General features: G+C 45.8%; 14 protein-coding genes and 1 pseudogene (1 of these 15 cut by a window edge). 9 read left to right on the top strand and 6 right to left on the bottom strand.

What is annotated here, in order from left to right; translation table 11 throughout:
• Together HUN05_17665 and HUN05_17660 are read left to right on the top strand one after the other, a co-directional pair.
• Positions 1-1,181, top strand: a protein-coding gene (locus tag HUN05_17665; protein ID WDP88122.1) for an IS3 family transposase whose coding sequence is annotated in 2 segments (ribosomal slippage) — positions 1-118 and positions 118-1,181 — 1,425 coding nt in all; it begins 243 nt to the left of the window's first position. Because the reading frame shifts where the segments join, the coding sequence is not laid out codon by codon here.
• Between the two features lie 91 nt (positions 1,182-1,272).
• Positions 1,273-1,596, top strand: coding sequence for a hypothetical protein (locus HUN05_17660; protein ID WDP86724.1), 324 nt, complete (start codon positions 1,273-1,275; stop codon positions 1,594-1,596).
• Between the two features lie 372 nt (positions 1,597-1,968).
• On the opposite strand, the pseudogene HUN05_17655 reads toward HUN05_17660, so the two are convergent.
• Positions 1,969-3,178: pseudogene (locus tag HUN05_17655) on the bottom strand (IS256 family transposase).
• A gap of 156 nt (positions 3,179-3,334) precedes the next feature.
• On the opposite strand from HUN05_17655, the gene HUN05_17650 reads away from it, so the two are divergent.
• Positions 3,335-3,934 (top strand): class I SAM-dependent methyltransferase, encoded by a 600-nt coding sequence (locus HUN05_17650; GenBank protein WDP88121.1) that lies wholly within the window; start codon positions 3,335-3,337, stop codon positions 3,932-3,934.
• 61 nt (positions 3,935-3,995) lie between these two features.
• Complete coding sequence (locus HUN05_17645; GenBank protein WDP86723.1) at positions 3,996-4,859, top strand: helix-turn-helix transcriptional regulator; 864 nt, start codon at positions 3,996-3,998, stop codon at positions 4,857-4,859.
• Positions 4,860-5,157: 298 nt separating this feature from the next.
• On the opposite strand, the gene HUN05_17640 is transcribed toward HUN05_17645, so the two are convergent.
• The 5 genes from HUN05_17640 to HUN05_17620 all read right to left on the bottom strand — a co-directional run bounded on the left by HUN05_17640 (position 5,158) and on the right by HUN05_17620 (position 9,004).
• Positions 5,158-6,057, bottom strand: a complete 900-nt coding sequence (locus tag HUN05_17640; protein WDP86722.1) for a transporter — start codon at positions 6,055-6,057, stop codon at positions 5,158-5,160.
• A gap of 218 nt (positions 6,058-6,275) precedes the next feature.
• Positions 6,276-6,749: a hypothetical protein gene (locus tag HUN05_17635; protein ID WDP86721.1), complete on the bottom strand. Its 474-nt coding sequence runs from the start codon at positions 6,747-6,749 to the stop codon at positions 6,276-6,278.
• Positions 6,750-6,767: 18 nt separating this feature from the next.
• Positions 6,768-7,082 carry an IscA/HesB family protein gene (locus HUN05_17630; GenBank protein WDP88120.1) on the bottom strand — a complete coding sequence of 105 codons (315 nt, stop codon included), beginning with the start codon at positions 7,080-7,082 and terminating at the stop codon, positions 6,768-6,770.
• A 79-nt stretch (positions 7,083-7,161) separates the two neighbouring features.
• Entirely contained in the window at positions 7,162-7,584 is a 423-nt protein-coding gene (locus HUN05_17625; GenBank protein ID WDP86720.1) for a hydrogenase iron-sulfur subunit, read from the bottom strand.
• 136 nt (positions 7,585-7,720) lie between these two features.
• Positions 7,721-9,004, bottom strand: coding sequence for a (Fe-S)-binding protein (locus HUN05_17620; GenBank protein ID WDP86719.1), 1,284 nt, complete (start codon positions 9,002-9,004; stop codon positions 7,721-7,723).
• A gap of 495 nt (positions 9,005-9,499) precedes the next feature.
• Between HUN05_17620 and HUN05_17615 the strand changes: the two genes are divergently transcribed.
• The 5 genes from HUN05_17615 to HUN05_17595 all read left to right on the top strand — a co-directional run bounded on the left by HUN05_17615 (position 9,500) and on the right by HUN05_17595 (position 14,529).
• Complete coding sequence (locus tag HUN05_17615; GenBank protein WDP86718.1) at positions 9,500-10,444, top strand: hydrogenase small subunit; 945 nt, start codon at positions 9,500-9,502, stop codon at positions 10,442-10,444.
• A gap of 63 nt (positions 10,445-10,507) precedes the next feature.
• Entirely contained in the window at positions 10,508-12,145 is a 1,638-nt protein-coding gene (locus HUN05_17610; GenBank protein ID WDP86717.1) for a nickel-dependent hydrogenase large subunit, read from the top strand.
• Positions 12,146-12,207: 62 nt separating this feature from the next.
• Positions 12,208-12,690, top strand: coding sequence for a HyaD/HybD family hydrogenase maturation endopeptidase (locus HUN05_17605; protein ID WDP86716.1), 483 nt, complete (start codon positions 12,208-12,210; stop codon positions 12,688-12,690).
• Between the two features lie 154 nt (positions 12,691-12,844).
• Positions 12,845-13,444 (top strand): type I restriction enzyme HsdR N-terminal domain-containing protein, encoded by a 600-nt coding sequence (locus HUN05_17600; protein ID WDP86715.1) that lies wholly within the window; start codon positions 12,845-12,847, stop codon positions 13,442-13,444.
• An 842-nt stretch (positions 13,445-14,286) separates the two neighbouring features.
• A complete protein-coding gene (locus tag HUN05_17595) occupies positions 14,287-14,529 on the top strand; it encodes a hypothetical protein (protein WDP86714.1) in 243 nt (80 codons plus the stop codon).
• The last annotated feature ends 33 nt before the right edge of the window (positions 14,530-14,562 follow it).

The following is a 14,562-nucleotide window of genomic DNA, read 5'->3' as shown; positions in this document are numbered from 1 at the left end:
AGGAAATCCAAAGAGAAGAACCCATTGGCAACAGAGGTCGCCAGACTTCAAAAAGAAAAATCTAAATTAGAGCATAAGTTAAAACAGGCGGAACTCATCATTGAAGCCCAAAAAAAAATTTCTCAGATCCTGGGAATCCAACAAAATCTGGACGACCTCAAAGGAGACGACTGATGAATGCCGCCCTAACGTTAAGTTACGATATTGGGAAAAAGCCTTCATGTGAGGCTTTCGGTGTCCCTCGTTCATCTTTTTATAGGTTTTATTCTCCGAAAAAACATGTAAAATCAAAGCGGGGCAGTTCTCCTCTTTCTTTGAACCCTGATGAACAACAAACGGTTTTGGATATTCTTCACTCGGACACGTATCGAGACCAGGCCCCATACCAGGTCTATGCTTCTCTTCTTGATAAAGGAGAATACTATTGTTCCATCAGAACGATGTATCGGCTTCTTCACAAAGAACATGGTTCTGTGCCGGAACGAAGACGGCAGGTAAATCGCCCGAAATATAAAAAAACTGAATTGCTGGCAACAGGACCGAATCAGGTCTGGTCCTGGGATATTACCAAGTTGAAAAGTGTCACAAAATGGACTTATTTCTATCTGTATGTAATCATGGATATTTTCAGCAGGTATGTTGTCGGCTGGATGGTCGCCCATAGGGAACAAACAGCATTGGCCAAAAGGCTTATTGAGAAGTCCTGTGAAAACCAAAATATATTACCCGGTCAGCTTGGACTTCATGCAGATCGGGGAGCCAGTATGAAATCCAAAGGGGTTGCCCAACTTCTTGTCGATTTAGGGGTAACCAAAACCCACAGCAGACCGCACGTCAGCAATGATAATCCTTACTCTGAAGCTCAGTTTAAAACATTGAAATATTGTCCAAAATTTCCAAATCATTTTGGTTCGATCGAGGATACAAGAGCCTTCTGCCAGGATTTCTTTGGATACTACAATAAAGAGCATTACCATTTTGGTATTGGCCTGGTAACCCCGGAACAGTTTCATTATGGCATTGCTAAAGAGATTTATGGGTCTCGCTGTAGAACTTTGAAAGAGGCGTTTATTAAAAACCCAATACGCTTTAAGGGGAAAATCCCTCGGCCACCAGCTTTACCAGAAGCAGCCTGGATCAACAAACCGGAACAGGAAGAGAAGGATAAGATTGGAGCCTAATTTTAGGCATAAAGTGTCTCATTGTCATTGACACATTCCGATAATTCCTTACGAAAACTTTATCGTTTCGGAATTTTTCGGATCTTGGGATATGACTGTAACCAAGGAATATCTTGAGGAAGCCTTTGCAATTATCCGACAACGGTACTCCCACAGGCCGTATGCTGTACTTGATGATTGTAGAAAATGGGAAATTAATACGCCAGACGCAACACAATTTTGGAAGGAGACATTCGCTAATGCAAATATTAACCTCCCAACACATGTTGCGTATGTAGTTGGGGATTCTGCGCTCAAATCATGGGTGATTGATACAATGACTAAAGACGCTGGCCCATTCAAAAAAGCCATTTTTGATGACTTCCAGGAAAGCTTGAAATGGTTAGAATCTTATAGTTATAAAATCTCACACTAATGGTATAAGTGCACGGGAAATTCAGGTGGGAAATACCGAGGACTTTGTCTATTAGGGCTTTCGCAAATTCTGGGAATCAAACATCACGACTATTATTAATAATCCGGGTCTTTTGCGTAAAAGGCCTTTTGAATACTGAGTTTTGCCTTTGAATGGACTGATTGCCGCGTAAACTGACAAAAGATGGGATGCCTTTGTGCAAGGAATGTTCAGAATTCTGTGTCACGGTTTCGGTTCCCGGATCTGCCTCAGCGCCAGCGGAAGTAAAAGTCAGGTCCGAGAATGGGCCTTCAATCAGCCACGTCGGAGGAGTTGACTTTTGCTGGAGTGGAGTTCCTGGAACCATCTTTTCCATCTGTAAATAAATCCCTATCAAATTCCCAGCTCTTTATCCAGCCGGCCTTCAAAGAAAATTGCCAACTGGGAAATTGTCAGTGACCAATTTTGAATCGGCATTGTCCATTTTTTACTGGCGTTCTGGATCCCCATGTAAAGCAGCTTTAACAGGCTGTCCTGGTTCGGGAATGATCCCTTTGTTTTGGTCAGTTTTCGAAACTGTCGATGCACAGCCTCAATGGTATTTGTGGTGTATATTATCCGTCGAATCTCTTCTGGATATTTAAAGAAATGACTGAGGCGTTCCCAGTTGTTCCGCCAGGATTTTATCACAATCGGGTATTTGTCATTCCATTTATTTTCCAAGATATCCAGTTCTTCTTCGGCCAGATCCTTATTGACCGCTTTATAAACACGTTTTAGATCTGCCATAAATTTCTTTTTATTTTTGGAACCAACGTATTTCAATGAATTTCGGATCTGGTGGACTACGCAGAGTTGAACTTCTGTGTCCGGGAATATGGTCTCAATGGCCTCGGGAAAACCTTTTAGACCATCAACACAGGCAATCAGGATATCTTTTACCCCTCGGTTTGAAAGGTCTGTTAACACCTGCAGCCAGAAGTTCGCACCCTCATTCTCGGATATGTACAGCCCAAGAACCTTTTGCGGCCCTCGATATTCACCCCAAGAATTGTGTAAACGGCCTTGCTGCCGACCTTTCCGTTTTCTCGTACTTTATAATGTATGGCATCAAGCCATACGATTGGGTACACATTTTCCAACGGCCTGGCCTGCCATTCTTTGACGGTATGGATGATTTTATCGGTAATGGTGCTCAGAGTGGCATTTGAAATCTCAAGTCCATAGATTTCCTGTAAATGGGAAGCCATATCATTATAACTCATGCCCAGGCCGTAAAGGGCTATTATCTTTCTTTCAATTTCATCGCTGAGCGTTGTCTGATGTTTTTGACGATCTGTGGAGAGAAGGTTCCGGCCCTGTCACGCGGGGTTTTTAGCTCAAATTTATCATCCAGGGATTTAATGGTCTTTTTGCTTTTTCCATTACGGCGGTTGGCAGAAACTTCCTGCCCGAGATGGGACTCCAACTCTCCTTCAAGAGCAGCTTCAGCAAGATTTTTGATTAATGATGTAAGGACGCCGCCCTTACCTGTGAAGGGTTTACCTTCCTGGATGCCTTTAAGGGCTTTTTGAAAATCAAATTCGGTGTTTTCTTCGGTCATGTCAGTTCTCCTTATTTAGCTGAGTATATCAGCTTTCATTCAACTGACACAGAATTTTGAACGCCTTTTTTAAATCCGGATATTTTGAGCGTACCGGCGGCTAAGAGTTGAAGACGATAAGATAGAGGCAATACCTAATTTTTAAGGAGACAGATGATGACACCTGAAATAAAGAAAGGCGGCCGCCATGGTTTCGGCCATAAAGGGCAGGGGCCCACCAGTTTCTGGATGCAGTCCCCGGAACCCTTGTTTGATGGTCTTGATATAATGCCTGGACAAAATATCCTTGATCTGGGCTGCGGTGCCGGAGAATATACACTTGAAGCCGCCCGCAGAACAGGTACAGGAGGGTGCGTTAGCGCCATAGACCATTGGCCCCCGATTGTGGATGGAATAAAAGAGGCTGCCAGTGCAGCAGGTCTGCCCCAGATCCGTCCCATGACAGGGGATATCCTCAACCCTCCTTTGCCCCTCAAAGACAATACCATTGATTTGTGCATGGTGTTCACAGTGCTTCATATTTTTGACCTTAGTTGCTGTAAAGATAAAGTGTTTGGGGAGCTGGCCAGGATAATCACCCCTGGTGGCTGCCTGGCAATACTGGAATGTAAAAAAGAGGAATGGTCATTTGGTCCGCCTGTTCATATGCGCCTGGCCCCACAAGAGATTGAAGACTATATTGAGGGATGGGGATTTACAAAAAAGGATTATAAAGATCTGGGATTTAACTATTTGCTTAAGTTTACATTAGAATAGTTATGGCTTATTATCTGCCGATTAAGTATGAATATCAGACCGGAAAACACAGGAGATATTGATGCGGGAACTCGAATGCCCCAGGCTGTTTCATTTTAAACCATTGTCAAAAACAAATTGGCCATCGGATACCCCCCTGTCATCGGCCACAAGCCGGGAACCCGTTTTTGGGGCTCACAGGGAGATCTGTATACGACCCGGCCTGTGGATGAGCCTGATCAATTTCACATCATCGGATCATGTAAGTCTGGCATATGAAAAACAGTTTCCGAGCATTGACTTTGGGTTTGTTATTTCCGGGAATATCCAAAGAAATTTAAACGGACCAAATCCGGGCCCGGACCCGCTGCAGATACAAAACGGCATCAGCGGCACCCGCCTTGAAGCAAGGCAGTCCGGGACTTTTATGGTTCCGGCCCACCATGAGCAGCAAATTCTTCATATTCATATGACCCTCCCGTTTTTCAGACAAGTGGTAAAGGACGAATCCAATATGCTGCCCAAAGCCCTGAGAGACGCATTAAAAGGGGATTCCAAGGCCGAATTCACCAGTATAAAACCCATGGCCCCGGACATCCAATCCGTGGTTTACCAGCTGCTGAACACTTCTAGCAATGCATATCCCTGGTCCCTCTACCTGGAGGGTAAAAGCCTGGAGCTGCTGTCCCTCCATCTGGCAGCCATGACCGGTTTGACCGTGGCCAAACTCCAGGCCGGGTTCACGCAGGAATACGGTATGAGCGTGTTTGATTATTTCAGGGAATACCGGATGGAAAAGGCAAGACAACTTTTGTCCCAACCCCTTACCAATGTGAGTGAAACGGCTTGGCAGGTGGGATATGTCAACGTCAGCCATTTCAGTGCTGCATTTAAAAAACGGTTCGGCATTCTGCCCAAGCATTACTTGAAAATGCACCGGGTATAATCGTCATGACATACCGATATTGGGTTGTATGAACATGCTTCAACATTTGTTTTGCCTCTGAAAAAAGCTGGAATTAAACTAATTGAACCTCGGTATATGCCTGATTTTCATTCCCCAAGGCATGAAAGATCTCAAAGGGAAAAGGCCAATGCATATTGCCAGAACTTATGCCGGCCGTCGGCATAAGTTTCTTGGCATAAGTTAAAATGGCCGGAAAAAAGATCAGCTCTTTTTTCCGGCAGGTTACAGCAGAAGGTCGTCCGGACAGCTGTGGTGATGACCGGAAAACTGTAAATGGTTAGAATATTTTTGTCAAAGTCAACACGGTTGTATTGCCTTCTGGACGGTCTTGGGCTTCAAATTCAAAGAGACTGCGCAAGGACAGGAAGATTTTAAACTTGGGAATGAAGACGCTGATCTCAGGTCCGGCGGCATAAACCTGGTCATGGACATTCGGATTCAGGGCATCTGTGCCCGAGTCATCAGAGACCTGCCATTGGCAGTACCCTGCAATGCCTGCTTCCCAGGTTTTAGCAAAGGCTTTGCCAAGTCCCCATTCAAAGTGGAAATCATCACCCGGGGTAAAGTCTTTGTCTTCCTGGTCGGAATGTATTTCATACCGGGCCAGAACTGAAAAGGACCAGCTCTTTGCCTGATCCAGAAAGAGGGTCCCCCCGACAGTGGTCATACTGGTATAGAACCCTTTTCCAGGGGATGCAGGTTCCAAAGGATCGTAACTGCCTGTGGGCAGATAAAATGCCTGGCTTACAGCCGCATCAAACATTTGCCCGTGCCATGCAAGCCCTAAGGGCTCGATACAGATATCTCCCAGGCCGAACTCATCGTCGGAAATATTGGCCGCTGCAATACTGATATCGGTATATATCAGGGGGATGGTGGCATCCATGAAAAAGTCGCCCCCCAGAAATTTTTTATGGGTCACCCAGATGAATCGATTGGCCACGGCAAAGACATCCAGTTCAAAACCGATGTTCTGATTGTTACCGTTCACGTCTTTGGAATCATCCGCCGTATACATCACATTATACATCTTATAATAAACACCTGGAGGCGGAACGCTGCCTCCTTTTATGCCTTCGATTCCATTGGTGTAATGGGTGTTTGCTCCAGCCAGAAGAATTTGGGGCATTGCCAGGATAAAGAGGATTGACAATACAATCAAACAGTGTTTTTTCATTTTGGTATCCTTAAAAGATAATGGGTGAATTATTTCTATGCACCATTACAAACTTTTAAGGATTTTGCAATTCCTTTTAAAAAAAAAGAACTTAAAATTGTTGAACCCGTATGGGTGATTTTTGATTTTTAATCATTTTTTTGTCTTGCCATTTTATTCTTCCATGCCTGACAAATACATTTGACCTGTGTTCAGGGAATTTTATAACCCCCTTGACTTTATCCGATCAGGCCTTTGAAAACCCGTCTCAGATCCTCCTGGGAAAGTTGGAAAAATCCGGGATCCCCAAGGACATCATTCACGGTTCCAGGTAATTTGGATAAACGATCACATCCTTTGCCAACAGTATAAGAGTGCATTGCAAGCTCTGTTTTATGGGGGCGTTTTTTTCTATGATTGTCCAGCCAGTTGTCAGTGCTGTCATGGTCGCCGACAAAGAGTACATGGATATTTTTTCCTTCGCTGACACAGATCAGGCGAAATCCTGCGCCAAGGTCAAATTTGAGGCAATTTTTCACCCGCCGGTCTGTTTTCCGTTTCAATAGCCCTGCACCGGCTGGATTTTTTCCTTGAATCAGAGCATCAATGATCCGCCTTGATCTGTCTGCTGCAATGGAACGGGTCTTACCCTGTTTTTCAAGGGCAGCCAATTGTCGTTCAACCTTGGCGTGAATATGTACCTGGGTCGGCATCTTGTCTTTTCCTTGTCTTTACCGGCAGCAGGAGCCGTTACTGCCGCAGGAACTGCAGCCTGTGCCCAAGTCTAAACTTGAACTTATGGTGAACCCCATACCTGAATAATCCACTTGAACAGGCGAGGCCTTTTCAAGAAGGGTTTTTTCCATGATAAAGGCCAGGCCACCATGGGTGAACACGGCATCATTTTCTTTTTTATTGTCCAGGGCCATGGCCAGACTGGGCCCGCCACACCCCCCATTGTTGAGAAAAATTCTTACCGGCTGAATGGTTTTTTCTTTAAAATAAATATTCACTTGTTCCTGCGCTTTTTCACTCACGATGATCATGGGATTTCCTTTATCAATAAATGAATTCATGTTATGGGCCTGCTTTTTTTTATCCTTTTGGTTATCATCATCCAGATACCTATGCTGTTTTTTTCATCCGTTTGTCATTGGGCCCCAGCTTTGCAATGGTCTGGGCTAATGTTTTTGCCAGGCGTGCAAATTTGCTGGCTTCTGCTGAAGAGATCCATGACAATAAAATTCGGTCTCTGCCAAGACCCACATGGGTCATAAGATTGGCCATGAGTATTAATTTTCGACGGGCATAATAATTGCCCTCCAAATAATGACATTCCCCGGGATGGCAGCCGGATACCCATACCGCATCGGCCCCTTCTTGCAGTGCGGATAAAATCAGTTTGACATCTATTCTGCCCGAGCACGGGATCCGTATCACCCGGATATCAGCGGGATACTGCATCCGGCTCACCCCGGCCAGATCGGCGGCACCATAGCTGCACCAATGACACAAAAATGCGACGATCTTTATTCGGTTTTCAACCATTAGACATATTTCCTCGCCTTTAGATCTGCATTGCAGCGATTAGGGACAAACAATTCCGCCTGGGCTTTCAATATGAATTTTTCTAAAATTGAATTTTTCATCAGGCATTTAAATTCAAAGTTAAAATTGGAAGAGATCATAGTCCATACCCAGCCAGGTCCGGTCCCAGATAGGTTCGTTCATTTTCACCCAGGATTCCCATTGAAAGACAGATCAGGGTCCACAGATGGACGGTATGATAATCGGCCTCGTGGTGATGGGCCAGATCCTCGATCTGGGCATGACAATTGTGACAGGGGGTGACCACATAGGTGGCACCCGTGGCCATGATCTGATCGAATTTTGTCTGGCCGTATTGTCGTCTGTCTTCCGTATAGCCGGCCTGGAGGGCACCGCCACCGCCGCCACAACAATAATTGTTGGATTTATTGGGGGCCATATCCACGAAGTTGTCGCTGCCGACCACCTTTTTGACCACATATCGCAGATCATCTGCGAACTTATCCCCCAAGGATTTTCTGACCACATTACAAGGATCCTGGACTGTGAATTTGATATGTGTCGTATTCCAATCGGAATTGACGGCAAGCTTGCCTTCCCTGATCCACTTTGCATAGTATTCAACAATGCTTCTGAATTCGAAATTATGGGGGATATTGAATTTTCTTAGGCCTTCCCAAACCGCAAAAAAGGAATGGCCGCACTCGGTGTTGATAAAGATTTTGCACCCCAGTTTGTCGATATGCTCGGCCTGGGCCCTGACAATCTTTTCCCAGGCATGGTCATCGGCCAGGAACATACAATAATTTTCCCCTCCCCAGAACTCTGAATAATAGGTCCAGTCGGCCCCGACCGTATGCAGAATTTTCCACAGAGGCAGCAATTCATCAGGCTCTGTCACAGGTTCCCTGGAGTTCTGGTTCAGGGCAAAATAGGCCCCTTCACGGTCAATATCCACGGTCAGGTCTTCAAACCCCTCCTGTTCCTCTCTGCATTCTTCGGCCAGGTCTTCCACAGTGAACTTGAAATCCTCCAGGGGAACGCCCATGGCCCCACCGCGGGAATTGACATGATGGTCACAGGATCCTAAAATTCCCTTGGGACGCTCTTCTCTGGGCCAAAGGGAACGCAGGTAAAAAACAAGCTGGGGAATATTGATAGCCATGGGACAAACATCATAGCAGCGCTTGCACATGGTGCAGGACCAGACCCAGGGATGACGCTCCAACTCCTCATCCATTCCAAAAACAGCCATGCGGACAAATTTTCTGGGATCCATATTTTGAAGACCCGTGGCAGGACAGCCGCTTGCGCAGGCACCGCAGGTCAGGCAGGCACTTAAATTACCATCAGGGATCAAGGCTTTTACCTGTTCCCTGATCCCGTTATTTTTATAAACAATCCGTAGTGTATCCAACATAAGCTAATTTCCTCCAGGGGCTCAGGAAAAATATTTTTCTATCACCCGGGTTATGGGGGAAATCACTATAACTTAGCAATTAAGGTTCCGATGAAAATGATCTCCCCAAAATATTTTGCACCAGCCTTGCACGGGCCGGGCGCTCATAAAGCACTCAGTGGATATTGGGAAGGTTCATCATCATTTATAATTGTCCTTGGGCTGTTGTTTACATTCCTACATTCCATTGGATTGTATGAGTATAAAATAAATATCAGATTAACAAATTGATAATTTTTATCAGAGTTGTAATTTGCATGGAAAATTTTTATACCGGCCCATTTTTTTACCAGGATAAAGAATCATAATAAATCTTTAAATACTTCCTATAGAGATACCCAATGGGGATACAGGTTTTAATCAAAAGAATCAATTTGATCTAAACTTTCTCTCCGCTCTATTAATAAGCGTTCAGCAGTTATGATATGAAATCATAATCACAAATACGGAGGTGAGATGAAAACAGATCCAAAAACCAGATTTTATGAAAAATTAGAAAAAAAAGGGGTCTCAAGAAGAGATTTTCTCAAGTACTGCACTGCACTGACCGCATCCATGGGGCTGACTTATTCCTGTGTGGGCCAAGTGGCAAACCAGATTGAAAAAGCAGCATCTAAACCCAGACCCCCGGTGGTATGGCTCCATTTTGGAGAATGTACCGGATGCTCAGAGGCCTTTTTACGAACACCGGATGTCGGTGCCATCATTTTGGAAACCATCTCCGTGGAATACCATGAAACTCTCATGGCAGCCTCAGGGCATCAGGCAGAAGAAAATTTGCACAATGCCGTTGAAAAATATGAGGGCCAGTTTGTCTGTGTGGTTGAAGGTGCTATTGCCACACGCTACAACGGCGCCTATGGCAAAGTTGCCGGCAAAACTTTTCTTGAAATTGCCCGGGAGGTGGTGCCCAAAGCCGCTGCAACCATCGCCTTGGGAACCTGTGCCGCTTATGGGGGCGTGGCTGCCGCAAGCCCCAACCCCGGCGGATATAAAGGTGTGGGAGAGGCTTTGGATATGACACCTATCAATTTGCCCGGATGCCCCACCAATCCGTTAAACCTTTTGGCGACCATTGTGAAATATCTTAACAAGGAAACCATGGAATTGGACGACCTGGGCAGGCCCGCCTTTGCCTATGGGGAAACCGTTCATGACAATTGCCCCCGGCTCAAACACTATGAAGAGGGAAATTTTGTCACCCAATTTGGATCCAAAGAAGCAGAACTTGGGTATTGTCTTTATCAGATGGGATGCAAAGGCCCTGAAACCTATAATAATTGTCCGACTGCAAAATTTAATGATGCCACAAGTTTTCCCATTCAGGCGGGTCATCCCTGCATCGGGTGCAGTGAGCCGGATTTTTGGGATGCCATGACCCCTTTTTACGAGGAATCATAAAAATCTGTCCGCAGTAAAAATTTTGCAATCCAAAATAAATAGTCACACTAAAAGGAAATTATTATGGGGAAAAGAATTATTATCGATCCCATCACAAGGATCGAAGGTCATTTAAGAATAGAAGTTGAAATTGAAAACGGACGCGTTAAGGATGCCTGGACCTCGGGACAGATGTTTCGCGGTATTGAGATGATGCTCAAGGGAAGGGATCCCCAGGATGCTCACCATTTTGTCCAAAGATCCTGCGGGGTCTGTACTTATATCCATGCGCTCTCTTCCGTAAGAGCTGTGGAAGACGCCTGCCAGATTGAAATTCCTGAAAACGCCCGGATTATCAGGAACCTGCTCCACGGCGCCCAATATCAGCATGATCACATTGTTCATTTTTATCATCTCCACGCCCTGGACTGGGTGGATATTGTCAGCGGTCTTGCTGCAGACCCGGTCAAAACCGCCAAATTGTCTGAAAATGTCAGCGGAAGGCCCCAAACAGCAGATTATTTTAGAGAGGTCCAGGCCAAGCTTTCAACCTTTGTCAATAGCGGGCAATTGGGACCCTTTAATAATGCGTATTGGGGGCATCCGGCCTATAAACTTACGCCTGAAGCCAACCTCATGGCCTCTTCCCATTATCTGGAAGCCATCAAGCTCCAGGCAAAAGCCGCCAGAATGCATGCCATTTTCGGCGGGAAAAATCCCCATCCCCAATCTTTGGTGGTGGGTGGTGTTACCTGTGTTGGGGATCTGACCCCCCAAAGGCTTGATGAATTCACCGATATCTGGAAGGAAACCAAAGCCTTTGTGGATGAGGTGTATATTCCCGACCTTTTGGCCGTGGCTTCCTTTAATAAGGATTGGGCTGCGATCGGCGGCAATAATACAACCTATCTTGCCTATGGCGATTTTCCCCAGCAGGGGATAAATGAGGATCTGCTGCTGCCGGGTGGTGTGCTCATGGGTGATTTAAATCCCCTTCCGGTTGATACCCGTCAAATCACAGAAGATGTGACCCGTGCCTGGTATGAAAAAGGTGAAGCCAAACACCCCTATGAGGGAGAAACCAAACCCATCCAGGGAGAGGTCACCTATAACACAGAAGATCAATACACTTGGATGAAGGCCCCGAGATACGACGGCCGTTCCGCCGAAGTCGGCCCTCTTGCCAGAAATCTGGTGGCCTATACCCGTGGCCATAAAGAGGTCAAAGCATTGGTGGACCATGTATTAAACAAACTGGGCGTGGGCGTAGAGGCCTTGTTTTCAACCCTGGGCCGAACTGCTGCCAGGGGGATTGAAACCGTTGTGGTGGGCAATGCCATGGGCAACTGGATTGAGTCTCTTAAATCCAATGTCGGGGCAGGGGACAAAAAGACTTATCAGCCCTGGGAAATGCCGGACAAGGCAAGGGGGTTTGGTTTGAACGATGTACCCAGAGGGGCTCTGGGGCATTGGATTAATATTGAAAAAGGGAAAATTGAAAACTATCAATATGTGGTGCCCTCCACCTGGAATTTCGGACCCAGTGACGGGAAAAATCAAAAAGGGCCGGTTGAAAATTCATTGATCGGCACCCCGGTTGCCGATCCCAAGCAACCCCTTGAGATTCTAAGAACCGTACATTCCTATGACCCCTGTATTGCCTGTGCCGTCCATGTGATTGATCCGCACACCAATGAAACCTATAAGGTCAGCGTTATTTAAGGTCTTTATTTTTATCAGGGTTCCGGTATACGCTTACCGGGACCTTTTTTTTTAGGAAACGCATGAAGAATAATATTACAATTTTAGGGGTGGGAAATACCCTCTACAGTGACGACGGAGTGGGCATCCGGGTGGTTGAACGGCTAAACGAGGAATATGAGTTCCCGGACAATGTACTGGTGGTGGACGGAGGAGTCCTCGGGATCAACCTGTTGGGAATCATTTCCAATGCCGGCCGGCTGATTGTGGTGGATACGGTTTTAAACCATGGGCAGCCCGGTGATCTTCACCGCCTTGACCATGATGAGATCCCAAACCGTATCCTTGCCAAGAACTCACTTCACCAGGTCGACCTTATCGAGGCCCTTACCCTTTGCCACGCGCTGGACCATGTTCCCCAAACCACCATCGTCGGAATTGAACCTAAAAACCTGGCCATCCTGAGTGAAGAACTGACTCCGGAAATTGCTTCAAAAATGGATGCGCTCATCCAAAAGACCCTGGACACCTTGGTGGAATGCGGGGGGACATTCACCATCAAATAAATCCGGCAGATTGCCAGATCGGGTGATGATTTAAGGTGATCCAGGCATACCGGGCTTGGTCAACTTTAAAACGGGCACAATCTTCAACTGCCTTGTTTTTTTTTAGATCAGACTTACCTTGAATAAAAATATTTGTTTGAGGAGAATTCAGCCCATGGAAGATACCCATTCACATCACCTTATTATGGGAAAGATTAAGGACTTTTTAACAGGAGAGACTCTTTTAGATACCCATGATGAACGTTACCGTCAGACACTTGCAAAACATCTGGTCAATGTGCTTGGCTATGATAAACAAAGAGTTGAAAAGAATCGGAAGATCCAAATTAAGACCAACGGGAAAACAGCCCATTTAGAGATGGATTTGATGGTTTTTTCAGGGGACCGGGCCGTGATGATGATCAAGTATGCCCCAGGTTCCCTTGTGACCCGGCGCCTCGCCAATCTGGCCTTGTCCAGGATAATTTTTCCCTATCAGATTCCTGTGGTGGTAACCACCAATGGCGAGGATGCAGAAGTGATTTCAGGGAGTTCAGGCAAGGTGACAGGCCAGGGGATCTCCAGCATTCCAGGTCCCGAAGAGACAGATCTTTATTCCCTGCCGGGTGCCTTAAAACCCATTGGTCTAAGTTTATTTGAAAAGGCCTCCAAAATTGCCTATGCCTGCGAGGTGGACGGATCATGCATGATCGATAATGATTTTAAATGTTCCAATTTTTATTGCTATCCATCCCAGCGGCCTGATCAAAATTAACCCGGTCCAGGCCTTCCCGAAGATGATCTTGGACCCCCCCCCCCCTTGTTTTAGTGATTGACAAAACTAACGAGAATCTGCAATGAAACTTATTAAAAAGGTATAATGCTTTAAGTCGGATATTGACCGGGTCTAATTTTTTATCTCGGGTATTGAAGCGGGGTGCTTTTTTATTGTAGTTATCTATAGATCTAAAATTACCTTTTTTGATCTATCGGAGTTACTCTTTTTTTGTATTCATTTTGTCCTAACAATTGCAAGAAAAGATACCGCCCCAAATGCCTGGTCCCGGATTGAATGATTAACTTCATGAAGAAGGCAGGCATTTATGATGAAAAAACAAAAATTAAACGGTGTTCAGTTTTTTATAGCAGCCATGGGGTGATGATTTGTTTGTTCTTTATCCTGTCCTCTGCAGGGGCCGGGGAAGTTAAACTCTTTTCCAACTTTAATAAATCCACCGTTTTCAATCTTAAATCTACTCGTTTCACTTTATCCAAGCCCATGGTAATCACCCGAATAGAGACCTACCACTGGAATAATCAGCAGGGCACCCAAACTGTCGGCAGGGTCGGGATCAAAGGGGTTGGATCCTGGCAGGCAAAAGGATCGCCAGGGATGTACAATACCCCTAATGCCTATTGGAAAGTATATCCCAATATTGTTTTGAATCCCGGGACTTATATTGTTACCGATTCTGACCCTTCTACCTGGTCCCAGAATGCCGGATCAGGAGGAATCGGATTTGCCCGGATTTTTGGCAGGCCCGTTAAAAATAGCCCAGGGTCTACATCAACTCCGCAGCCCTTACCCCCGTCCCCCCCAAAAGCATCACCCCAAGGGTGAAATATCAAGGTGATTACAGCCACATATGGCGGCAACTGCGGCGCTCCCCAGGGCAATGTGACGGCAAACAATCCTGCCACTATGTTGTCAATTATAAGGTCATCGGAGATCCTGCCAGAGGCTGCCAAAAGACTTACCGGGTTCGGTACAAATGTGGAAACAGCACCCAGGTGAAAGAAAAAAGATTGTCCCCAGAGGCGGAATGGGACAATAAAAAAGTGATCCTTGACTGTCGTTAGGGCAGGGGGGGAAACAGTAAATTGTTCTGGTGG

It is taken from the genome of Desulfobacter sp., from assembly GCA_028768545.1.
In the GTDB taxonomy this organism is placed as follows: domain Bacteria; phylum Desulfobacterota; class Desulfobacteria; order Desulfobacterales; family Desulfobacteraceae; genus Desulfobacter.
This window is presented reverse-complemented; position numbering and strand designations above follow the sequence as displayed.

Coding starts and splice junctions, on each gene's coding strand:
- HUN05_17660 (WDP86724.1), top strand. CDS start 1,273: ATGACTGTAACCAAGGAATATCTTGAGGAAGCCTTTGCAATTATCCGA.
- HUN05_17645 (WDP86723.1), top strand. CDS start 3,996: ATGCGGGAACTCGAATGCCCCAGGCTGTTTCATTTTAAACCATTGTCA.
- HUN05_17625 (WDP86720.1), bottom strand. CDS start 7,584: ATGGTTGAAAACCGAATAAAGATCGTCGCATTTTTGTGTCATTGGTGC.
- HUN05_17635 (WDP86721.1), bottom strand. CDS start 6,749: ATGCCGACCCAGGTACATATTCACGCCAAGGTTGAACGACAATTGGCT.
- HUN05_17600 (WDP86715.1), top strand. CDS start 12,845: ATGGAAGATACCCATTCACATCACCTTATTATGGGAAAGATTAAGGAC.
- HUN05_17650 (WDP88121.1), top strand. CDS start 3,335: ATGACACCTGAAATAAAGAAAGGCGGCCGCCATGGTTTCGGCCATAAA.
- HUN05_17615 (WDP86718.1), top strand. CDS start 9,500: ATGAAAACAGATCCAAAAACCAGATTTTATGAAAAATTAGAAAAAAAA.
- HUN05_17630 (WDP88120.1), bottom strand. CDS start 7,082: ATGATCATCGTGAGTGAAAAAGCGCAGGAACAAGTGAATATTTATTTT.
- HUN05_17610 (WDP86717.1), top strand. CDS start 10,508: ATGGGGAAAAGAATTATTATCGATCCCATCACAAGGATCGAAGGTCAT.
- HUN05_17620 (WDP86719.1), bottom strand. CDS start 9,004: ATGTTGGATACACTACGGATTGTTTATAAAAATAACGGGATCAGGGAA.
- HUN05_17605 (WDP86716.1), top strand. CDS start 12,208: ATGAAGAATAATATTACAATTTTAGGGGTGGGAAATACCCTCTACAGT.
- HUN05_17640 (WDP86722.1), bottom strand. CDS start 6,057: ATGAAAAAACACTGTTTGATTGTATTGTCAATCCTCTTTATCCTGGCA.